Origin of the sequence: Bacillus sp. J41TS8 (assembly GCF_018333035.1) — a bacterium.
In the GTDB taxonomy this organism is placed as follows: domain Bacteria; phylum Bacillota; class Bacilli; order Bacillales; family Bacillaceae; genus Bacillus; species Bacillus paralicheniformis.
Genome location: NZ_BORF01000006.1, coordinates 181,654 through 201,473, shown reverse-complemented (window position 1 = coordinate 201,473; position 19,820 = coordinate 181,654). Strand labels below are relative to the sequence as shown.

At 44.8% G+C, this 19,820-nt stretch carries 24 protein-coding genes and 1 riboswitch; of the genes, 18 read left to right on the top strand and 6 right to left on the bottom strand.

What is annotated here, in order from left to right; all coding sequences use genetic code 11:
• The first annotated feature begins 44 nt into the window (after positions 1-44).
• From comGA to KI350_RS10770, 8 genes are all read left to right on the top strand, one after another.
• Complete coding sequence (gene comGA, locus KI350_RS10805; RefSeq protein WP_020452178.1) at positions 45-1,109, top strand: competence type IV pilus ATPase ComGA; 1,065 nt, start codon at positions 45-47, stop codon at positions 1,107-1,109.
• A complete protein-coding gene (gene comGB, locus KI350_RS10800; RefSeq protein WP_041817253.1) occupies positions 1,099-2,133 on the top strand; it encodes a competence type IV pilus assembly protein ComGB in 1,035 nt (344 codons plus the stop codon). The genes comGA and comGB overlap by 11 nt, the downstream gene beginning before the upstream one ends.
• A 13-nt stretch (positions 2,134-2,146) precedes the next feature.
• A complete protein-coding gene (gene comGC / locus KI350_RS10795) occupies positions 2,147-2,440 on the top strand; it encodes a competence type IV pilus major pilin ComGC (RefSeq protein WP_020452176.1) in 294 nt (97 codons plus the stop codon).
• Positions 2,441-2,445: 5 nt separating this feature from the next.
• Positions 2,446-2,883, top strand: a complete 438-nt coding sequence (gene comGD / locus KI350_RS10790; protein WP_020452175.1) for a competence type IV pilus minor pilin ComGD — start codon at positions 2,446-2,448, stop codon at positions 2,881-2,883.
• The gene (comGE, locus tag KI350_RS10785) at positions 2,867-3,214 is read left to right on the top strand and encodes a competence type IV pilus minor pilin ComGE (protein ID WP_020452174.1); all 348 of its coding nucleotides are present in this window, start codon (positions 2,867-2,869) and stop codon (positions 3,212-3,214) included. The genes comGD and comGE overlap by 17 nt, the downstream gene beginning before the upstream one ends.
• Positions 3,123-3,611, top strand: a complete 489-nt coding sequence (comGF, locus tag KI350_RS10780) for a competence type IV pilus minor pilin ComGF (protein ID WP_236613657.1) — start codon at positions 3,123-3,125, stop codon at positions 3,609-3,611. Before comGE ends, comGF begins: the two co-directional genes overlap by 92 nt.
• 11 nt (positions 3,612-3,622) lie before the next feature.
• The gene (gene comGG, locus KI350_RS10775) at positions 3,623-3,988 is read left to right on the top strand and encodes a competence type IV pilus minor pilin ComGG (RefSeq protein ID WP_020452172.1); all 366 of its coding nucleotides are present in this window, start codon (positions 3,623-3,625) and stop codon (positions 3,986-3,988) included.
• 88 nt (positions 3,989-4,076) lie between these two features.
• The gene (locus KI350_RS10770; protein WP_020452171.1) at positions 4,077-4,259 is read left to right on the top strand and encodes a YqzE family protein; all 183 of its coding nucleotides are present in this window, start codon (positions 4,077-4,079) and stop codon (positions 4,257-4,259) included.
• A gap of 29 nt (positions 4,260-4,288) precedes the next feature.
• Here the strand turns inward: KI350_RS10770 and KI350_RS10765 are convergent, their stop codons facing one another.
• Positions 4,289-4,609 carry a YqzG/YhdC family protein gene (locus tag KI350_RS10765; protein ID WP_020452170.1) on the bottom strand — a complete coding sequence of 107 codons (321 nt, stop codon included), beginning with the start codon at positions 4,607-4,609 and terminating at the stop codon, positions 4,289-4,291.
• 277 nt (positions 4,610-4,886) lie between these two features.
• On the opposite strand from KI350_RS10765, the gene tapA reads away from it, so the two are divergent.
• The 3 genes from tapA to tasA all read left to right on the top strand — a co-directional run bounded on the left by tapA (position 4,887) and on the right by tasA (position 7,063).
• Positions 4,887-5,615: an amyloid fiber anchoring/assembly protein TapA gene (tapA, locus tag KI350_RS10760; protein WP_020452169.1), complete on the top strand. Its 729-nt coding sequence runs from the start codon at positions 4,887-4,889 to the stop codon at positions 5,613-5,615.
• The gene (sipW, locus tag KI350_RS10755) at positions 5,612-6,196 is read left to right on the top strand and encodes a signal peptidase I SipW (protein WP_065644169.1); all 585 of its coding nucleotides are present in this window, start codon (positions 5,612-5,614) and stop codon (positions 6,194-6,196) included. The genes tapA and sipW overlap by 4 nt, the downstream gene beginning before the upstream one ends.
• 72 nt (positions 6,197-6,268) lie before the next feature.
• A complete protein-coding gene (gene tasA / locus KI350_RS10750; protein ID WP_020452167.1) occupies positions 6,269-7,063 on the top strand; it encodes a biofilm matrix protein TasA in 795 nt (264 codons plus the stop codon).
• Positions 7,064-7,167: 104 nt separating this feature from the next.
• Here the strand turns inward: tasA and sinR are convergent, their stop codons facing one another.
• The 4 genes from sinR to KI350_RS10730 all read right to left on the bottom strand — a co-directional run bounded on the left by sinR (position 7,168) and on the right by KI350_RS10730 (position 10,384).
• Complete coding sequence (gene sinR, locus KI350_RS10745; RefSeq protein WP_023855185.1) at positions 7,168-7,503, bottom strand: transcriptional regulator SinR; 336 nt, start codon at positions 7,501-7,503, stop codon at positions 7,168-7,170.
• Positions 7,504-7,536: 33 nt separating this feature from the next.
• Positions 7,537-7,713, bottom strand: coding sequence for an anti-repressor SinI (gene sinI, locus KI350_RS10740; RefSeq protein WP_020452165.1), 177 nt, complete (start codon positions 7,711-7,713; stop codon positions 7,537-7,539).
• Between the two features lie 190 nt (positions 7,714-7,903).
• A complete protein-coding gene (locus KI350_RS10735; RefSeq protein WP_020452164.1) occupies positions 7,904-8,698 on the bottom strand; it encodes a YqhG family protein in 795 nt (264 codons plus the stop codon).
• A 6-nt stretch (positions 8,699-8,704) separates the two neighbouring features.
• Positions 8,705-10,384: a DEAD/DEAH box helicase gene (locus KI350_RS10730; protein WP_020452163.1), complete on the bottom strand. Its 1,680-nt coding sequence runs from the start codon at positions 10,382-10,384 to the stop codon at positions 8,705-8,707.
• 244 nt (positions 10,385-10,628) lie between these two features.
• Positions 10,629-10,733: riboswitch (glycine riboswitch) on the top strand.
• Between the two features lie 245 nt (positions 10,734-10,978).
• On the opposite strand from KI350_RS10730, the gene gcvT reads away from it, so the two are divergent.
• The 6 genes from gcvT (at position 10,979) to KI350_RS10700 (ending at position 18,253) form a co-directional block, all read left to right on the top strand.
• Positions 10,979-12,073 carry a glycine cleavage system aminomethyltransferase GcvT gene (gcvT, locus tag KI350_RS10725; RefSeq protein ID WP_020452162.1) on the top strand — a complete coding sequence of 365 codons (1,095 nt, stop codon included), beginning with the start codon at positions 10,979-10,981 and terminating at the stop codon, positions 12,071-12,073.
• 30 nt (positions 12,074-12,103) lie between these two features.
• Entirely contained in the window at positions 12,104-13,450 is a 1,347-nt protein-coding gene (gcvPA, locus tag KI350_RS10720; RefSeq protein ID WP_020452161.1) for an aminomethyl-transferring glycine dehydrogenase subunit GcvPA, read from the top strand.
• Positions 13,443-14,900, top strand: a complete 1,458-nt coding sequence (gcvPB, locus tag KI350_RS10715; protein WP_020452160.1) for an aminomethyl-transferring glycine dehydrogenase subunit GcvPB — start codon at positions 13,443-13,445, stop codon at positions 14,898-14,900. Before gcvPA ends, gcvPB begins: the two co-directional genes overlap by 8 nt.
• A 358-nt stretch (positions 14,901-15,258) precedes the next feature.
• Positions 15,259-16,515, top strand: coding sequence for a glycine/proline betaine ABC transporter ATP-binding protein OpuAA (gene opuAA, locus KI350_RS10710; protein ID WP_020452159.1), 1,257 nt, complete (start codon positions 15,259-15,261; stop codon positions 16,513-16,515).
• Complete coding sequence (locus KI350_RS10705; RefSeq protein WP_020452158.1) at positions 16,515-17,369, top strand: ABC transporter permease; 855 nt, start codon at positions 16,515-16,517, stop codon at positions 17,367-17,369. Before opuAA ends, KI350_RS10705 begins: the two co-directional genes overlap by 1 nt.
• Entirely contained in the window at positions 17,369-18,253 is an 885-nt protein-coding gene (locus KI350_RS10700; protein WP_020452157.1) for a glycine betaine ABC transporter substrate-binding protein, read from the top strand. The genes KI350_RS10705 and KI350_RS10700 overlap by 1 nt, the downstream gene beginning before the upstream one ends.
• A gap of 154 nt (positions 18,254-18,407) precedes the next feature.
• On the opposite strand, the gene KI350_RS10695 is transcribed toward KI350_RS10700, so the two are convergent.
• Positions 18,408-18,821: a rhodanese-like domain-containing protein gene (locus KI350_RS10695; protein WP_043054396.1), complete on the bottom strand. Its 414-nt coding sequence runs from the start codon at positions 18,819-18,821 to the stop codon at positions 18,408-18,410.
• Positions 18,822-18,975: 154 nt separating this feature from the next.
• On the opposite strand from KI350_RS10695, the gene KI350_RS10690 reads away from it, so the two are divergent.
• Positions 18,976-19,812, top strand: a complete 837-nt coding sequence (locus KI350_RS10690; RefSeq protein WP_020452155.1) for a lipoate--protein ligase family protein — start codon at positions 18,976-18,978, stop codon at positions 19,810-19,812.
• The last annotated feature ends 8 nt before the right edge of the window (positions 19,813-19,820 follow it).

The following is a 19,820-nucleotide window of genomic DNA, read 5'->3' as shown; positions in this document are numbered from 1 at the left end:
GATGTTTTTCGTATAAACTGCGCTTAGAAAGGAGGCGCAATGGTTTGTACACGATTGAATCATTAAGCGGAAGATTAATTGACGAGGCATATAGAATGAAGGCGTCAGACATTCATATTGTTCCCGGTGAAAAAGAGGCGGTGGTCCGCTTCAGGATTGATGATGAACTTTTTCAAAAAGACAGATTAACGAGAAATGAGTGCTCAAGGCTCATTTCTCACTTTAAATTCCTTTCTTCGATGGATATTGGGGAAAGACGGCTGCCGCAAAGCGGAGCTTTGACTCTTTATATCAACCGTCAGCCCGTTCATTTAAGAATGTCCACTCTGCCCACCATCCATGATGAAAGCTTGGTCATCAGGCTTCTTCCCAAGGTGAGCAGCAAGCCGCTCACAAAGCTCTCATTGTTTCCGAGTGCAACATTCAAGCTGCTGTCTTTTCTGAAGCATTCCCACGGATTAATTCTGTTCACCGGTCCGACAGGCTCGGGGAAAACGACAACACTCTATTCTTTAATCGAATACGCTAAGCGGCATTTTAAGCGAAATATCATTACCTTGGAAGACCCTGTTGAATCAAGAAGCGAAAACATTTTGCAAGTGCAAGTAAACGAAAAAGCTGGCATGACTTATTCTGCGGGGTTGAAGGCGGTGCTTCGCCACGATCCGGACATGATCATCCTCGGGGAAATTCGCGATGCCGAAACAGCCCAAATCGCAGTCAGGGCAGCTTTGACAGGACACCTTGTTTTATCGAGCATGCATGCGAAAAATGCCAAAGGCGCAATATACAGGCTGCTCGAGTTCGGCGTTGATATGACAGAAATTGAACAAACACTGGTCGCAATCAGCGCCCAGCGCCTCGTCGGTCTCGTCTGCCCGTTTTGCGGCGACAACTGCTCTTTATATTGCAGATTGTCGAGGCCTGTGAGAAGAGCAAGCATCTTCGAGCTTTTGTACGGAAAAAGCCTCAATCTCTGCATCGAAGAAGCAAAAGGCAGGTGCGGTGACATAAAAACAGAAACATTGAAAACGCTGATCCAGAAGGGAATAGCACTCGGATATCTGCCGTCGAATACTTATGAACGCTGGATAGGCCATGAAGATTAAAAAGAAGTGGCCCGTCCGGGAACAGGCGGACATTCTGAAAAAACTCGGAGACATGATGAAGAGCGGATATACGATTTTGGATGCTTTAAGTATGCTGAAACTGCAATTGAATGAAAGGCGAAGAGCAGATCTGACATTTGCGATGGAGAAGCTGACAGAAGGGCGACCTGTGTTTCAAGTGCTTGAAATGATTTCATTTCATAAGGATGCTGTTACCATTGTTTACTTTGCCGAACAGCACGGGAATTTGCCATATGCCTTTCGGCAGAGCGGAGAGCTGCTTCACCGCAAGATCGCTCAAACCGAAAAACTAAAGAAAGCCGCCAGATATCCCTTGTTTTTAGTTTTAACGGTCTGCGTCATTATCTCTATTATGAAATCGGCAATCATCCCGCAATTTTCCGCGATCTATGAATCAATGAACGTTGAAACGTCTTTTGCAACGACCCTCATCTTTTCGGTTTTTGATCATTTTTATCTTTTTATCGCAGGAATGATGTTGATTGCCGCCGCTTTATCCCTCTATTATCTGTGTTCATTTCGCCATAAACCTCCAGAAGACAAAATGACCTTTCTCATTAGAATTCCCTTGCTGGGCCAAACCTTCAAACTATTCAACAGTTATTTTTTATCGCTCCAATTGAGCAATCTTTTGCAAGCTGGTCTGTCTGTATATGACAGTTTAAAAGCATTTGAAAGCCAGCCGTTTTTATCATTTCATAAAAATGAAGCGAAGCGTCTGATCGAGCGGCTGAAACAAGGGGAGAGTCTGGAGCAGATGCTGGCCGGGCATCCGTTTTATGAAAATGATCTGGCGAAGGCTGTTGCTCACGGCCAATTAAACGGACTCTTATACAGAGAGCTGTATTCATACAGTCAATTTTTGATTGAACGGCTTGAACGGAAAGCAGAAAAATGGACAGGTTTGATCCAGCCATTGATTTACGGGCTAACAGCGGCGATGATATTAATTCTTTATTTGTCTATGCTTTTGCCAATGTATCAAATGATGAACCAGTTATAAGGAGGACGGAACTGTGAATGAAAAGGGATTTACACTGATAGAAATGTTAGTCGTCATGCTCGTCATCTCCATCCTGCTGTTGATCACCATACCGAATGTGACCAAGCATAATCAAAGTATTCAAAAGAAAGGATGCGAAGGGTTAATTAATATGGTTCAAGCGCAAATCACGGCTTATCAAATGGATCATGACGGGAAAACGCCGAGTAGGGCGGACCTTGAATCTGAAGGTTACGTGAAGAAGAACTTAAAGTGCCCGAATGGGAAAGCAATTAAAATTTCAAACGGCAAAGCACAGGCTGATTGACGGTTATGAATCAAAAAGGATTTACGCTTTTGGAAAGCCTAACTGTATTGATGATCGGTTCCATTATGCTCTCTCTTCTCTTTGCCGCACTGCCTCCCGTTTATGAAAAAAGAGTTGTTCAGCACTTTGTCTCACAGCTTGAAGAGGATCTGCTTTACGCACAGCAGACAGCTCTCGTCCGCCATGCGACGGTTAAGGTGCAGTTTGACTTTGCCGGCTGCCGCTATATTATTAAGCACGCGGACGAAGGCTCATCGCCTAAGCTGGTCAGGACATACAGTTGCCATATTGCGTTCAAAAAAGCGACGCTCAAGCGAACTCTTACTTTTAACCCAAGCGGAGTTCCGAATCAAGGGGGGAAAATCGTGATCGATACACAGCACGCCTCTTTTGCACTGACGATCTATTTAGGAAGCGGAAAGATTAATGTGCAAAAAAAATAGAGGCTTTACAACAGTTGAAGCTGTTTCCGCATTGGGCATTTGGGTCATGATCACCATGTTATTGATTCCTATGGTTCATCAGTTGTCTTTGCAGCGCGGGGCATCTGAAAAAGAAGAAGAGGCATATCGCATATTGGATGAAAAGATCAGCCGCTACACACTGACCGGACGGTTTCAGCCTAAAGAAACTGTGCTTTACCGAAACACATCTTACTTTATTGAATGGAAGGAGCAGGGAGATGATTATGAAGTATGCATCTCCATTAAAAAAAGAGACAGTCAAAGGCGTTGCTTCACCATTTTGCGGTCAAAAGGGATTTACCCTTCTTAATGTACTGGTTTCCTTAATGGTGTATATGTTCATTGCAGGAACGATGGCCTCGATATTTCATCTGTTTTTATCCCCGGAAAGAAACGGTGCGGATATTCACCCGCGCGAATGGACGATTACTGCCGAGCAAATATTGAAGGAATGCAGGAACTCGGTTGATCTAAGAGTGGGCGACGATCATCAGTCATTGGAAATGACAAATCGCCAAGGTGCCGCCGTTCGCTATGAGAAATATCAGACAGTTATTCGAAAAAGAGTCAATGGAAAAGGTCATGTGCCGCTTTTGCAACATGTCAAACACATGAGGTTTGTGATTGAAGATCATCTGCTGATCCTTGAAGCGACAAGTTTAAGCGGCAAGTCATACCGTAAGTCCATTCCGCTCTATCATATGTAAAAGGTGATCACGTGAAAAATTCAAAAGGATTCATTTATCCGGCTGCTGTTTTCACAGCTGTGATTTGCATGCTCTGCGCGGGTCACTCAGCTGTTTTATTATCGAATCAACGAATGTTTGCACAGCAAACAAAAGAATTTCATATTCAGCAAAACCTACTCCAAAATGGAATGCTCCATGCCTTGTCTCATATTCACGAAGAGACAAAAGAGAAAATTCAAAAACAGCATGGCTTGATATCGTATACTGTCAATCCGGCTCATCAGCGGCTCAAGCGAGTGAAGATAGAGGTAACGACAGCTTCCGGCACAGAAACGAGCGCTGAATTTCAATATGATTTGAGCACTAAGAAAATCACACAGTGGAAAGAATATTAAAAATTGTGTGTCGGAATCATGAAGAATGTATAAAAAAAGATTCGTATGACAACACTTCAACTGACAGAACTCCCCAAGAGGTGATGTGATGAAAACGAACGATTATGTTAAATATATGACGGAACAGCTCGTAAAATATATGGACACGCCTAAGCAGGAAAGAAAAGAAATGAAAGAAAAACGTAAAGAATCAAAGCCGCCGTCCAGGATATATCAATGGTTCGGCATTCTTCCTCTTGGGTGTATCATGTTTTTTAAAAGGCATAAATAAAGACAAGCCGCTTTCTACTGCAAAGCGGCTTATTTATATTCTTCCACAACGACGACTTTGTTGATTTTGTGTGTCACAGGTTCAAATGAAATTGTAACAAATACTCCGAAATTTTTATTTCCTTCACTCAATGTGACATGGTATTGTTTGACCGCTTCATCCGCCCGCTTTCGATCCCATACTTTTTTCGTGAGACGCACTTCTGCTTCCGGATACCTCTTTTTTGCTTCCTCAACCGCTTTTTCTTCCCACTTAGACATGCGGGCTGTTTCGTAAGCTGCCGCATGGGCATTGAGCGGCCCAATGCTTGCAAGCAGTAAAAAAGAGCATAACATAGCATTTTTCAGCACGGGGCATCATCCTTTCTATCCTATTTTTTCCTTGTCAACAGTGTTTATACAAAAATGAAGAAGAAATTATGTACTTTATAAAGAACTTCAAACTTTTCAAAAAGATGAGAATTTGAGAGATTTTTTGAGGAATTAAACGAAAACGTTCTGTAAAACGAACTTAATCGACTATTTTGATAGTTTTCAAATGGCACATTTGTTCTTTATACTCTAACTATCAAGTTCTTTAAAACGAACGAGCGGAAAAAGCCATTACATACTCGCTAGGAGGGTAGTCATGATCCGATTATCTCGAACTAGGAGATCCCGAAAAAGAGCCGGAAAAAACATCATCGTTTTTCAAACGCTGCTGATCATTTATCTTTTAATTGGATTGGGGAGTCAGCTGTCACAGCATACAAACGCATCATTTCACGATGTGGAAACATACAGCATGACAATGAAAGCGGCCTCTTCATTTCCTCAAGATGGGAAACAGTGGGACGGGAGCAATTTGAAGCTTCAAAAACAGACAAAGACGAAAGGAACGGTCTGTGCACCGCTGACATTGTTTGCAGAATATAAAAACCGCGGCAGCCAAATCGCCGACTCTGAATGGAAGTGGGAGCTGCATAAACTCGGTAATGCCAAAAAACCGTTAGAGGACGGGACTGTGATCGATAAAGGCGCGTTCAAAAAAGAAGCCGAAAAGAACATCTACCGGATAGAGTCAAAGCGGGCGGCAAAAGGAGGGCTCTACGCATTTAAATTGATTAAGCCTGAAGGCCATCCCGATGTGAAAAAGGGCAAACCTTTTATTTGGTCAAATGTGATGAAGCTTCAAGACTGTAAAGAAGAAACACCGAAGCCGCCTAAAAAAGCATCAGAAAAGCCGAAGCAAACAGAACAGACAGAAACACGGGAAAAGTCTGAACAGGACATAGAGAAAACACCAAAGAGCAGTGAATCCGTAGATAAAGAAAATAGAAAAGAAGAAAATTCATTAGAAAGCGGGGAAGCGTCATGAAACATGTGATCAAATGGGTCAGCAATATCTTATATGTGATTATTTTCACACTCATCATCGCCGCGGTCATCGTCGTAATTTCGACAAAGTCGTCCGGCGGAGAGCCGCAGCTCTTCGGCTATCAATTGAAAACGGTTTTATCCGGTTCGATGGAGCCGGAGTTTAAAACAGGTTCTGTGATAGCCGTTCAAAAGATTGAAAATCCCGGGTCTTTGAAAAAGGGAGATATCATTACATTCATGCAAGACGAAAACACCATGGTTACCCACCGAATTATCGGTATAACAAAAAATAAATCAAACCTCATGTTTAAAACAAAGGGTGACAATAACCAAAACCCTGATTCCGATCCGGTGCTGGCGGAAAATGTTGTCGCTAAGTATTCGGGCATTACGGTTCCGTATGCCGGGTATTTGCTGGATTTTGCAAGTAAACCGATCGGCACAGCCATATTGCTGATCGTGCCGGGACTCTTGTTGATTCTTTATGCAGTGATTACTGTATCCGCGGCTTTAAGAGAGATTGACCAAAAAACTAAGGCAATTGAAGCCGCCGGGAAAGATCAATCAGTTTCCATGTAATCTTCGTTGGTCACCTGAACATTCAGGTCTCCATATATACAGATTTTCTTATTATAAAAGGAGGAGTTATCAATGGGTACAAAGAAAAAACTCGGATTAGGCGTTGCGTCTGCTGCGCTTGGACTGGCATTAGTAGGAGGAGGAACTTGGGCTGCGTTTAACGACATCGAAACAACTCAAGCAACTTATGCAGCAGGTACACTTGACCTGAATGCGAAAGATACATCTGCAAGAGTGAACTTGTCCAACTTAAAACCTGGCGACAAATTCACTAAAGATTTCGAATTCAAAAATGACGGATCACTTGCGATTAAAGAAGTGCTGATGCAGGTTGGCTACAGCAATTTCGTTGACGGAAACGCGAAAAACGGCGGAAAAAGCACAGCGGAAGACTTCCTGAAACAATTTAAAGTCAGCGTTCTGACTGTCGGAGTTGAAGGCGGAAACGGCTATCCTAAAAACATCATTTTAGATGAAGCCAACCTTTATGATCTGTACAATATGTCCGCGAAAAAAGATAAGGCCGCGTACGAAAAAGTGAAGAAAGCAATCGAGCCAGAGTTCCTGCATGACAATGGCAAAATCAATGTAGCGACAATCAACGGAAAAACGGCGCCTGAATACGACGGCATTCCGAAAGATCCATATGACTTTGACAAAGTTCAATTGGTGATTGAGTTCGTCAATGACAAAACAACAGACGCCAGCGGCAGAATGGTACAGAACAAATATCAAGGAGATTCTGTGCAGCTTGACTTCTCATTCGAAGGTACTCAATGGAACGGCTTGACAATCGACGGCAAAAAACATGCCGATGAAAAAGGTTATGTAAAAGAGAACGAAAGAGCGCACAGTGAAGATAAATAATGGTGCAATTTAAAAAACGGATCTGTATGATCCGTTTTTTTATGTTCATGAGGAATCGGCTTATTCAGCGTAAAAAATGCCAAAGGGAGTAAGATATGTTTCCCTTACTCCTTTTCCTGTCTTTTCTTCCACTTTTGATAATCTAAAAATTCTCGAAATTGTTTTTTAGAAACCCCTGATGCCATAGCGTCACGAACTAGATTTTCCCATTCACTATCTAATTGACCATCGTATTCGGTTTCATCTTTCTCATTGAGCAGGGTATGAACCGAGACGTCCAGAACAGCGGAGACTTTTTCTAGAAATTGAATGGAGGGGTTTGTTTGCAAGTTTCTTTCTATTGAACTTAAATAAGACTTCGCTACCCCAGCCTTTTCAGCTAGTTCAGATAGTGAGTAGCCTTTTTCTTTTCGATATTGTTTAATACGCTGGCCAATCAATGTCATCACCTTCCTTTCGATATTATAGCACATTCAGAAAGGATTTATTGAATGACTTCTTTCAATTGATGCGGAAGGTTTTGAAGACTTCTTACCCAAATTGAGAAAAATACGTATATCGTCTGGACTAATGCCTTGTTCAAGAGCGTGTTTAATCAGTTCTGTCCACTCCTCATCCAATTCTTCTTTCTCATTTTTATCTTTATTCATACATTTCCCCCCCAAAATACTTCATTATGTATTTCAGACAACCGTGTTGTGATAAACAAAGATAAACCCCGAGACTCAACACTTTACCAAGCTTGTCCAAATGGTGTTACGAAAGTTCCTCCTATCTCTTTAGTTCTATTATAAGTCCAGCTCACTGAATAAAAACAAGAATGTTGTCGAATCGGAAAAATTATCCTGAATTTTTTTTGTGCAAATAAAATAATCCCCCGTTTTGAACTTTAATATCGATTTTAGGCTCGTAAAGCGTTTGGAGAGCCTTTTTCTCAATTTCGTATTCCTCCGGTTTTTCTTCAGTATCCTCGTAAAATTGGTTTAAAAGTGACAGGTCGTTATTCCAGCGTTTCAGGGAAGCTTCAGCCCAATCAAGCGGCTCGCTTCTGGCCGCCTGTTCGATATAGCGCTCAAGCCGTTTAATGCCGCTTTCCGGCTTAATCAACGGCGACATCGTGTAGCAGTAGTCAGAGATCTGTGAAGAGAGATCTCGGGCCTCCATTTGTTCTTGAAACGATTCGACCAGCTGACCGCTGATTAAATGAAGGCCGAGAGACAGAAGCTTATCTTTTTTCATGTCGGATTGGTACGAGATCGTCACATTCATGCCGAGCCACGGTTCCAGGGAAATATGGGCTCCATCGGAACGGATTTTCTCATAAAGGCGAATAAATTTGCCGTTTTTTTGCACGGCCTGGAAAATTTGAAAAAGTCTTGGTGATCCAAAATGAATAAACTCACCTTCGATATCGGAAGGGGCCTCGTCTTCATTCGTGATCAGCGTGATTTTCATCGGATTAGGTTCTCCGCCCGTCTTTTCGAGCCAGTGCCAGTAAAACGGCCTGTTCATAATCTGTTTATCGACTTCAACCGTCAGCTGCACAGTCATATGGCCTGAACTTTTGTCGGTGATCGTGCAGCCGTTTGCGATGAAAAAGCGTTCTAAAAACAGATATATTTCTTCCTGACGCATTTGATTTTAGCCTCCGATCTGTTCTTGGTTTGAAACGGCTTCATTTCCGTATGAAATGAAAGAGGTTAAGTTTTCCATTTTAATCTTCATTTCCTCGTCTGTCGCGGAGTAAAAGAGAATGTCATGAAGGTGGTCTTCAAAATTGCCGACCTCGATTTTTGTTAAAATATCATCCAAGTCTCCGACGACTTTTTCGAACAAATGGATCTTTTCATAGAGAAGTTTTAAAATATGCTCTTCTACGGTATGCTTTGTTGCCATGTTGTAAATGTAAACATCGCGTTCCTGGCCGAGCCGGTGAATCCGGCCGATCCTTTGTTCGAGACGCATCGGGTTCCACGGAAGGTCATAGTTGATGATTTTATTGCAAAATTGAAGGTTGATCCCTTCACCGCCTGCTTCAGTCGCGATCAGAACTTGAACTTTGCCCCTGAACAAATCTTTCATCCAGTCTTTCTTTCCTCTTTTAAATCCGCCTCTGAACGGTACAGAACTGATGCCGTTCTGCTGGAGGAACCATTGCAGATAAATCTGCGTCGCCCTGTATTCAGTAAAGATGATGACTTTGTCATCGAGTTCTTGAATGAGCTCAACAACTTTCAGCGCTTTTGAATTTTGCGCGACCTCGTTGACCTTTTCGATCAAATGGTGGATGACAGGTTCGGAGATCACCGGCGCTTCGCGATCCTTTCGGTCAAGCATGTTTTTCAGCGTCATATAGACAGCTTCTCTGCTTGAACAGCATTCGCGCTCCAATGTCATGATTGAGAACATGCTTGATGAATGCTGATGACTTGTCTTCAGCTTTTTAATCTCGTCATACAAAGCCTGTTCTGTAGGAGAAAAGGAAATGGGCACGGTTTCGACATGGCGCTTCGTCCAGGTGATGCCGGTATCATGCCGTCTGTTTCTGATCATGACTTTATTGATAAGGGACTTTAAGCGTTCATGCGCTTCAGCTGAATTGATCTGTTTTGTATAATCTTTGTTGAAGTTGCTTTCATTTCCCAAGTGTCCGGGTTTTAGCAGGGAAACGAGATTAAATATTTCGTCGATCTTGTTTTGGATGGGCGTCGCCGTCAGCATCAGGCAATATTTTTTCTTTAAGCTGCGGACAAACTCGTAATTTTTTGTTTTATTGTTTTTCAGTTTGTGAGCTTCATCAATAATCACCACATCATACTGGATCGACAAAACCGTCTCCCTGTGCGGCGACCGCTTTGCCGTGTCAAGGGAGGAGACGACAACATCGCACTGCTCCCAGACATAGCTTTTTTTCTGTTCCACGGCCGGAATTAAAAACTTTTCCCGCAGTTCCTTCACCCATTGCGAGACGAGCGAGGCGGGGACGAGGATTAAGATTTTCTTGGCCAGCCCGCGAATCATGTATTCTTTTAATATCAGCCCAGCCTCGACCGTTTTGCCGAGGCCCACTTCATCCGCCAAGATGGCTTTTCCGTTCATCTGCTCGACTACCTTCCGGGCGACTTCGAGCTGATGGGGAAGCGGGGTGAAGCCTGGGAGGTGATAAGGGGCCTGCAAGCCTTCAAACGTCGGAATCGCAAGCCTTTTCTGCACTTCACAGGAAAGCTTGTAAAGCTCCCAATTCGCCCATGGTCCGTCTTCATCAAGGTGCTTTTTGAACTGTTCCGGCCACTCGTTGTCGAAATGAATGTCTGGTCTCATCACTAATGCCGCCTTTCTCTTCTGAGATTCAAATGTTCTTTTTTAAAAGAAAATATTGCGTGAAAAAAACGGATTTTACTAACAAATAAACAAAACACGAACATTCTTATTTTAAAATAATAAATTGTTAATGATTTTTCCTGTTGCCCAATTGTTGTGATGATGGTAGGATATTTGTAGATCATCAGTAAAAAAATCATAAGCTTTATATAGTATGTCCATGAAAAGAAATGAATATGAGCGAATGACAGCAAGGGGAGAGACCGATAGCGGGAAACCTTAAAGCGGCGCCGAAGGAGCAAGCTGGGGAAACAGTGAATCTCTCAGGCAAAAGAACTCTTGCTTGACGCAACTCTGGAGAGAGTTTGTATCATATGATGTTTTAACAAACCACCAAAGGGGACATCTTTGCTTTTGATGCAAAGTAAACTTTCAGGTGCCAGGACAGAGAGCCTCAGAACTGACAAAGGGGCTTCTCTGTCCTTTTTTGTGCCGTCCAAAGCGGCGGAACCATCCAGGTGATGTTGGAATCTTTCTTGTTTTCTGATGATTGGCAAACTTGTTTTTAGTTTGAAAAGCGAAGGGGGAAGCAGAATGCTTAAACGAACGCCTTTATTTGACCTTTATAAGGAATATGGCGGAAAAACGATTGATTTTGGCGGCTGGGAACTGCCTGTTCAATTTTCTTCAATTAAAGAGGAGCATGAAGCCGTCAGGACGAAAGCGGGGCTTTTTGACGTCTCACACATGGGGGAGGTCGAAATCACAGGAACAGACAGCCTTCCGTTTTTGCAAAAACTGTTGACAAACGATGTTTCGACACTGAAAGAAGGCGGTGCCCAGTATACGGCCATGTGCTATGAAGACGGCGGAACGATCGACGATCTCCTCGTCTATAAAAAAGCGGCCAATGTCTACATGCTCGTCATTAACGCAGCCAATATCGACAAAGACGTCGATTGGATGAACAAGCACCAAGAAGGAGACGTTTCGGTTCGAAACGTGTCTGGCGAGGTTGCGCTGCTTGCCCTTCAAGGACCGAAGGCCGAATCGATTTTAAAACAGGTCGCAGATAGCGATCTTGCCGGGTTAAAGCCATTTACGTTCAGGGATGATGCGGCGATTGGCAGCGTGCAGGCGCTTGTGTCCAGAACGGGATACACGGGAGAGGACGGCTTTGAGATTTACTGCCGGAGTGAAGATGCAGCCTACATTTGGAAGCTGCTTCTTGAAACGGGCAAGGATTCGGGATTAGTGCCGTGCGGCCTCGGGGCCAGAGATACGCTGAGGTTTGAAGCGAAGCTGCCGCTGTACGGACAAGAGCTCTCAAAAGATATTACACCGATCGAAGCCGGCATCGGATTCGCCGTCAAAACAAACAAAGCCTCGGACTTCTTCGGAAAAGCCGTCCTGGCAAGCCAAAAGGAACATGGAGCGGACAGAAAGCTCGTCGGCCTTGAAATGATCGATAAAGGCATTCCAAGGCACGGCTACGCCGTCTATTATCAAGGCGAACAAGCAGGCGAGGTGACAACCGGCACACAGTCGCCGACCTTAAAGAAAAACGTCGGCCTCGCATTGCTGAAAAAAGAAGCCTGTGCCCTCGACACCGTCGTTGAAGTGGAAATCAGAAATAAGCGCTTGAAAGCCAAAATCGTGAAAACCCCATTTTACAAACGGCAGCCGTAAGTTTGCCAAGGCCGTGAAAGGAGACTGAAGATGAAGCACCGTTACCTGCCAGCTACAGATCAGGATAAAAAAGAAATGCTTGAGGCAATTGGAGTCGAGAAGATCGAAGAGCTATTCTCCGATATACCCGAAAGCGTTAAATTTAAAGGGGAATACCAAATTAAAAAGGCAAAGTCCGAGACTGAGCTCACAAAAGAGCTGACGAAACTCGCGGCTAAAAATAAAGATACAGTGATGCACGCCTCTTTTTTGGGAGCGGGCGTATACGATCATTACCAGCCCGTCATCGTGGACCACGTGATTTCGCGGTCGGAATTTTACACGGCTTATACACCGTATCAGCCTGAAATTTCTCAAGGGGAGCTCCAGGCGATCTTTGAATTTCAAACGATGATTTGCGAGCTGACGGGCATGGATATCAGCAACTCGTCGATGTATGACGGGGGAACGGCATTAGCCGAAGCGGCAATGCTTGCTTCAGGACATACAAAAAAGAAAAAAATCGTCGTTTCGGAAACCGTCCATCCCGAATCGCGCGAGGTTTTAGTAACGTATGCGAAAGGACAGTACATCGACGTGGTAGAAGTCCCTGCCAAAAACGGAACAACAGATCTTGCGGCTCTTGATGAAGCCGTCTGCGAAGATACAGCAGCAGTGATCGTCCAATACCCTAACTTTTTCGGGCGAATTGAGCCGCTGAAAGACATTGAACCGATCGCCCATAAAGGGAAAAGCATGTTCATCGTGTCCGCCAATCCGCTGGCTCTCGGGCTTTTAACACCGCCCGGGGCACTGGGAGCTGACATCGTTGTCGGGGATGCCCAGCCGTTCGGAATACCGGCCGCTTTCGGCGGGCCGCACTGTGGATTCTTTGCAGTCACGAAAAAATTGATGAGAAAAGTGCCTGGCCGTCTCGTCGGTCAGACGGAAGATGAAAACGGGAAAAGGGGATTCGTTCTCACCTTGCAGGCGCGCGAGCAGCATATCAGACGGGATAAAGCAACATCAAATATATGCTCCAACCAGGCGCTCAATGCGCTTGCCGCATCAGTCGCCATGACGGCGCTCGGCAAAAAAGGCGTCAAGGAAATCGCATGGCAGAACCTGCAAAAAGCGGCTTACGCAAAAGAAGCAGCTAAACGGGCCGGTCTTGAAGTCGTGTTTGACGGGCCGATGTTCAATGAGTTTGTCGTCAGGCTCAATGAACCTGTCGAAAAAGCGAATGAACGCCTGCTTGAGAAAAATATTATCGGAGGCTACGATCTCGGCGCTTCATATCGGGATTTAAAACAGCACATGCTGATCGCCGTGACAGAGCTCAGAACAAGAGAGGAAATCGATACACTCATGAATGAATTGGGGGATCGCCATGAATAATCAGGATCAATCGCTTATTTTTGAAGTATCAAAAGAAGGGCGGGTCGGCTACAGCCTTCCTGAGCTTGACGTCCCTGAAACAGATGTGACAGACGTCCTTGACGAAGCGTATCTCAGAGATGAACCGGCAGATCTCCCCGAAGTGTCTGAGCTTGATATTATGCGCCATTATACGGCTTTATCGAGGCGCAACCACGGAGTGGATTCGGGCTTTTATCCGCTCGGTTCATGCACGATGAAGTACAACCCGAAGATTAACGAAAAAATCGCGAGAATCCCAGGACTTTCTGCGATCCATCCGCTCCAGGATGAACGGACCGTGCAGGGTGCGCTGGAGCTCTTGTACGACTTGAGCGAGCATTTGGAAGAGATCACGGGGATGGATGAGGTCACCCTTCAGCCGGCTGCGGGTGCGCACGGCGAGTGGACCGGGCTGATGATGATCCGCGCGTTCCATGAGGCAAACGGCGATCATAAAAGGACGAAGGTCATTGTACCTGATTCGGCCCACGGTACAAACCCGGCGTCTGCGACTGTTGCCGGATTTGAAACGGTCACCGTCAAATCGAATGACGACGGTCTTGTTGATCTCGAAGATTTAAAGCGTGTCGTAGATGAAGAAACAGCCGCGTTAATGCTGACTAATCCAAATACGCTCGGCCTTTTTGAAGAAAATATTTTAGAAATGGCTGAAATCGTCCATAAAGCCGGAGGAAAGCTGTACTATGACGGAGCGAACCTGAACGCCGTTCTCAGCAAAGCAAGGCCGGGTGACATGGGATTTGACGTCGTCCATTTGAACCTTCACAAAACCTTTACAGGACCGCATGGAGGCGGAGGACCTGGATCAGGCCCTGTCGGCGTCAAGAAGGAATTGATTCCGTATTTGCCGAAGCCGGTGCTGGTGAAAAAAGACGGCCGTTATACCTTTGACCATGACCGTCCGCATTCGATCGGCAGGGTGAAACCTTACTACGGAAACTTCGGCATCAATGTGAGAGCTTATACGTACATTCGTTCAATGGGGCCGGACGGGCTCAAAGAAGTAACGGAAAACGCCGTTTTAAATGCGAATTATATGATGAGAAAGCTTGCTCCATACTACGATCTGCCGTTTGACCGGCACTGTAAGCACGAATTTGTGCTGTCGGGAAGGCGCCAGAAAAAGCTGGGAGTCAGGACGCTTGACATCGCAAAGCGGCTTTTGGACTTCGGCTTCCATCCGCCGACTATCTATTTCCCGCTCAATGTCGAGGAATGCATCATGATTGAACCGACAGAAACAGAGTCTAAAGAAACGCTCGATGCGTTTATCGATACGATGATCCAGATTGCAAAAGAAGCGGAGGAAACGCCTGAAGTCGTTCAGGAAGCACCGCATTCAACCGTTGTGAAACGCATGGATGAAACAAAAGCTGCGCGGAAGCCCGTGCTGCGTTATGAAAAATGATAAGAAGCCGGCGGATCGATTTCGCCGGTTTTTTTGTAAAAAAAACATCTTTATGTAAACGGTTTATGTACTGAATGATAAGGATTTCTCTCGTATTAAATAGTAAATTCATCAAATTTAAAATTAAAAATAAAAATTACATTGTAAAACGTGATAGTTTCAATGTTTTTATCAAATATAATGGTTTAATTTGCCTTAAAAGAAGAGGATTATGGAGTATTTAAAAGGATTCACAAGGGTAGAGAGTGACAACGATGAATATGAAGGTTTGATACAAAATGACAGTGAATATGCCGTTTGTCTCATATGTTACATAAATGTTACGGTATATTAGATTGCTTCATACGGGAGGAGAAATATGAATTCAGACGAAAAGCCAATCAAGATAAAAGTAGAAAAAGTGTCTAAAGTTTTTGGGAAAAATACAAAGAAAGCAACGCAGCTGCTTGCCGATGGCAAAACCAAAAAAGAAATTCTGAAAGAAACCGGGGCGACCGTCGGGGTGAACCAAGCGGATTTTAGCGTGTATGAAGGTGAGATATTTGTCATCATGGGTCTATCAGGGAGCGGTAAATCAACCTTGGTGCGGCTTTTAAACCGGCTGATTGAACCGACTGCAGGACATGTGTACATAGATGGTGACATGATAACAAATATGTCCAAAGACCAGCTTCGGGAAATCCGCCGGAAAAAAATCAGCATGGTCTTTCAAAAGTTCGCTCTGTTTCCGCACAAAACGATTCTTGAAAACACAGAGTACGGATTGGAACTGCAAAAAGTCGATAAAAGTAAACGCCGGATAAGAGCTATGGAATCATTAAAGCTTGTCGGTCTTGAAGGATATGAACAGCAATATCCGGATCAGCTGAGCGGCGGGATGCAGCAGCGCGTCGGGCTTGCCCGCGCATTGACGAATGATCCGGACATTCTGCTGATGGACGAAGCGTTCAGCGCGCTTGACCCGCTGATTCGCAAAGATATGCAGGATGAACTCCTCGATTTGCATGAATCAGTAGGCAAAACGATTATTTTCATTACCCATGATCTTGATGAAGCGCTGAGAATCGGCGATCGAATCGCATTGATGAAAGACGGAAACATCGTTCAAATCGGTACGCCGGAAGAGATCTTAATGAACCCGTCAAATGAATATGTTGAAAAATTCGTTGAAGATGTCGACTTGTCTAAAGTGCTGACAGCCGGTCATATTATGAAACGCGCTGAAACCGTACGCGCAGACAAAGGGCCGCGCGTCGCTCTGACGCTGATGAAAAACCTCGGGATTTCCTCAATTTATGCCGTTGACAAACACAATAGGCTTCTTGGTTCTGTTGATGCTGAAACAGCTAAAAAAGCAGCCGAAAAAAGCCAGACGCTGGAGAGCGTCATCTCGAGAGACATTACAACCGTGGAAGAGAATGCGATCCTGACGGATATTTTTGAATTGGTCTCTGATGCCAGCATCCCGATTGCTGTCGTCGATGAAAAACAGCGGATGAAAGGGATCATCGTCAAAGGCGCGTTAATCGGAGCGCTTGCCGGAAATGACCGGTATATTAATGCACATTCAGATCATGAACCAGCTCATGAAACTGTTGTTCAGGAGGTGAGATAATGTTTACTTTATCATCGCTTCCCCGCATTCCTTTAGCCGATTGGATCGATCAGTTTGTTGACTGGCTGACGGTGTCGTTCGGCGGGGTATTTAACGGAATTGCCAGCGGAGTGGAATCGTTTGTTGATGCGATTGTCCAAGGCCTGGGTTTTGTTCCGCCGGTTATTTTGACCGTTATCTTTGCCGCGCTCGTCTGGCTGATCAGCAAAAGAGGCATTGCGCTGTTTACTTTAATCGGATTTTTTATCATTGATTATTTAGGATATTGGGACGCCATGCTCCAGACATTGGCGCTTGTCGTCACATCCGTTCTGATTTCTGTCATTATCGGCATTCCGGTCGGAATCTGGGGCTCCCAAAAGAAAACGGTTCGGAGAATCGTTACGCCCATTCTTGACTTAATGCAGACGATGCCGGCATTCGTTTATTTGCTTCCGGCCATCTTCTTTTTCAATATCGGGGTTGTGCCGGGTGTTGTCGCTTCCGTTATCTTTGCGATGCCTCCGACAATCCGGATGACAATCTTAGGAATTCAGCAGGTGCCGGAAGATCTGATTGAAGCTACAGAAGCATTTGGTTCAACGACAAGCCAGCGGCTCTTTAAAGTGCAGCTGCCGCTTGCGACGAGAACCATTCTGGCCGGTATCAATCAAAGCATCATGCTTGCGTTGTCAATGGTCGTTATTGCATCCATGGTAGGTGCGCCTGGACTTGGAGAAGAAGTTTACCGGGCTGTTACCCAGCTGCAAACGGGTACCGGTGTAGAAACCGGGCTTGCGATTGTTATTATTGCGATCGTACTTGACCGGGTTACACAAAATATAAAATTGAAAAAAAGCAGGGGGAATGCATAATGTGGAAAAAGATAGCGGGAATCGGCACTGCAGCAGTACTGACATTGGGTCTGGCTGCCTGCGGAAGCAGCAATAATAATGAAAACGCGTCTGTAGGCGATCAAGTCAGTTATAAAATTACCGGCATTGATCCTGGAGCGGGCATTATGAATGCAACGGACAAGGCGCTCAAGGATTACAATCTCAGCAAGTGGGCTGTAACATCAGGCTCAAGCTCAGCGATGACAGCCGCATTGAAAAAAGCTTACGATAAAAAAGATCCGATCATCATTACGGGTTGGACACCGCATTGGATGTTTGCAAAATACGATCTCAAATATTTGAAAGATCCAAAAGGTTCTTACGGCGATGCCGAAGAAATCCATACTGTTACGCGCAAAGGATTCAAGGACGATCATCCGGGCGCACACAAGCTGCTCAGCCAATTCAGCTGGACAGAGGATGATATGGGAGAAGTCATGCTTGCCGTTCAGGAAGGCAAAAAAGCGGAAGAAGCTGCAGCAGATTTCGTAAAAAAACATCAAGACCTTGTTAAGAAATGGACAAAAGGCGTCGATAAAGCGGACGGCGAAAAAATTAAGCTCGGCTATGTGGCATGGGACAGTGAAATTGCGAGCACAAATGTCATCGCAAAAGTTCTTGAAGACTTAGGCTACAACGTGACGCTCAGCCAAGTAGAAGCAGGCCCGATGTGGACTGGAATTGCAAATGGAAGCGTCGATGCTTCACTTGCTGCATGGCTGCCGCAAACGCATAAAACATATGCTGAAAAATACAAAGGCAAATACGAAGATATCGGTACAAGCATGACAGGCGTAAAAATTGGCCTTGTCGTTCCGACATACATGAAAGATGTCAATTCAATCGAAGACTTGAAAAAATAACGAACAAAGCCGGCGAACCCATTTCGTCGGCTTATTTTTATTTGAAGGATCATCTGCTCCGCCTGTTTTGATTGTCTGCAGGATATGCTAAAAAAAATCCTAAAACGCAAAGACGCTTTAGGATGTTGGCCGCAACTGGAGACAGCTGCGGTTATTAATTTTTCGTTTTAATTTTTCCGCCCCATTTTTTGAACCCGCCTTTCAGGTTGTAAATCTCCTTACAGCCGTGTTTGCGGAGCGTTTGGGCGGCTCTTCCGCTTCTGACGTTGTTTTGGCAGTACAGGTAAACCGGTTTGTCAGGACGGATTTCGCTTTTTCTTTGCTTAAGCTGTGAAAGCGGAATGTTTCTCGCACCCAAAATGTGGCCGCCTTCATACTCGTTCGGCTCGCGCACATCGATGAGTTGCGCTTTGCGATAGCCGGCCCGGAATTCTTCTTCTGTCAAGGTTTTCATAATGCGCTGCTGATAGATGTATGAAACGACCGCGTAGATGATGAGCGCGGCGCAAATCAAGAGAATGATAATGCTGCTGGTAGACAATCTGATCCGACTCCTTTTTGAATTCATCCCGTCTGATAATCGGGAGATTTTTAACGATATGTTAAGACAAATACTATTATAGTAAAGCCTCAGAAATCTGTCATCTGATTCGCTGAATTTATTTTCAATTTTAAGAGGGAATGGTAGACTTATTTTATACCAAAGAAAAAGAGGGTAGGTTATGGAAAAAGAAATATGGCGTTTTATCGATTCGGGACGACAGGATCCCGCTTTTAATATGGCGCTCGACGAGGCGCTCCTTTATTGGCACAGCGAAAATAAGATTCCGCCGACCATCCGCTTTTACGGCTGGAATCCGCCAACGCTTTCAGTCGGCTATTTCCAAAATATCGAAAAGGAAATCAATCTGGATGCCGTCAAAAAACACGGTTTAGGCTTTGTGAGAAGGCCGACCGGCGGAAGAGGCGTGCTCCATGATCAAGAGCTGACCTACAGTGTTATTGTGTCTGAAGAACACCCGGAAATGCCCAAGACGGTGACGGAAGCGTACCGCGTCATCTCAGAAGGTATTCTTGAAGGCTTCAGAGAGCTGGGACTTGATGCGTATTTCGCCATACCAAGAACGGAAAAAGAGAAACAGAGCCTGAAAAACCCGAGATCTTCCGTCTGTTTTGACGCGCCGTCGTGGTATGAGCTCGTTGTCGAAGGCAGAAAGGTCGCAGGAAGCGCCCAGACGAGGCAGAAAGGAGTCATTCTCCAGCACGGTTCGATCCTTCTTGATCTGGATGAGGACAAGCTCTTTGATTTGTTTATTTACAAAAATGATCGCCTCAGAGAGCGCATGCAGAGAAACTTCAAACAAAAAGCGGTCGCCATCAATGAGCTCGCAAAAGAAAAAATCACGATTGAAGAAGCGAGCAATGCTTTTAAAAAAGGGTTCGAAAAGGGGCTTAACATTCATTTGGAGCCTTATGAACTGACAGAAGAGGAAACGGAATTTGTCGCCGATCTCGCCAGAACGAAGTATGCGGCAGATGAATGGAATTATAGAAGGTAATCGGGTGA

Bases quoted from the DNA above. Each gene is read 5' to 3' on its own strand.
- KI350_RS10770 (WP_020452171.1), top strand. From the start codon at position 4,077: ATGAAAACGAACGATTATGTTAAATATATGACGGAACAGCTCGTAAAA.
- tapA (WP_020452169.1), top strand. From the start codon at position 4,887: ATGATCCGATTATCTCGAACTAGGAGATCCCGAAAAAGAGCCGGAAAA.
- KI350_RS10695 (WP_043054396.1), bottom strand. From the start codon at position 18,821: ATGAATTCAAAAAGGAGTCGGATCAGATTGTCTACCAGCAGCATTATC.
- gcvT (WP_020452162.1), top strand. From the start codon at position 10,979: ATGCTTAAACGAACGCCTTTATTTGACCTTTATAAGGAATATGGCGGA.
- sinI (WP_020452165.1), bottom strand. From the start codon at position 7,713: ATGAATAAAGATAAAAATGAGAAAGAAGAATTGGATGAGGAGTGGACA.
- KI350_RS10730 (WP_020452163.1), bottom strand. From the start codon at position 10,384: ATGAGACCAGACATTCATTTCGACAACGAGTGGCCGGAACAGTTCAAA.
- gcvPB (WP_020452160.1), top strand. From the start codon at position 13,443: ATGAATAATCAGGATCAATCGCTTATTTTTGAAGTATCAAAAGAAGGG.
- comGE (WP_020452174.1), top strand. From the start codon at position 2,867: ATGTGCAAAAAAAATAGAGGCTTTACAACAGTTGAAGCTGTTTCCGCA.
- KI350_RS10690 (WP_020452155.1), top strand. From the start codon at position 18,976: ATGGAAAAAGAAATATGGCGTTTTATCGATTCGGGACGACAGGATCCC.
- KI350_RS10700 (WP_020452157.1), top strand. From the start codon at position 17,369: ATGTGGAAAAAGATAGCGGGAATCGGCACTGCAGCAGTACTGACATTG.
- comGD (WP_020452175.1), top strand. From the start codon at position 2,446: ATGAATCAAAAAGGATTTACGCTTTTGGAAAGCCTAACTGTATTGATG.
- KI350_RS10735 (WP_020452164.1), bottom strand. From the start codon at position 8,698: ATGCGTCAGGAAGAAATATATCTGTTTTTAGAACGCTTTTTCATCGCA.
- comGF (WP_236613657.1), top strand. From the start codon at position 3,123: ATGATTATGAAGTATGCATCTCCATTAAAAAAAGAGACAGTCAAAGGC.
- KI350_RS10705 (WP_020452158.1), top strand. From the start codon at position 16,515: ATGTTTACTTTATCATCGCTTCCCCGCATTCCTTTAGCCGATTGGATC.
- gcvPA (WP_020452161.1), top strand. From the start codon at position 12,104: ATGAAGCACCGTTACCTGCCAGCTACAGATCAGGATAAAAAAGAAATG.
- sipW (WP_065644169.1), top strand. From the start codon at position 5,612: ATGAAACATGTGATCAAATGGGTCAGCAATATCTTATATGTGATTATT.
- opuAA (WP_020452159.1), top strand. From the start codon at position 15,259: ATGAATTCAGACGAAAAGCCAATCAAGATAAAAGTAGAAAAAGTGTCT.
- comGB (WP_041817253.1), top strand. From the start codon at position 1,099: ATGAAGATTAAAAAGAAGTGGCCCGTCCGGGAACAGGCGGACATTCTG.
- tasA (WP_020452167.1), top strand. From the start codon at position 6,269: ATGGGTACAAAGAAAAAACTCGGATTAGGCGTTGCGTCTGCTGCGCTT.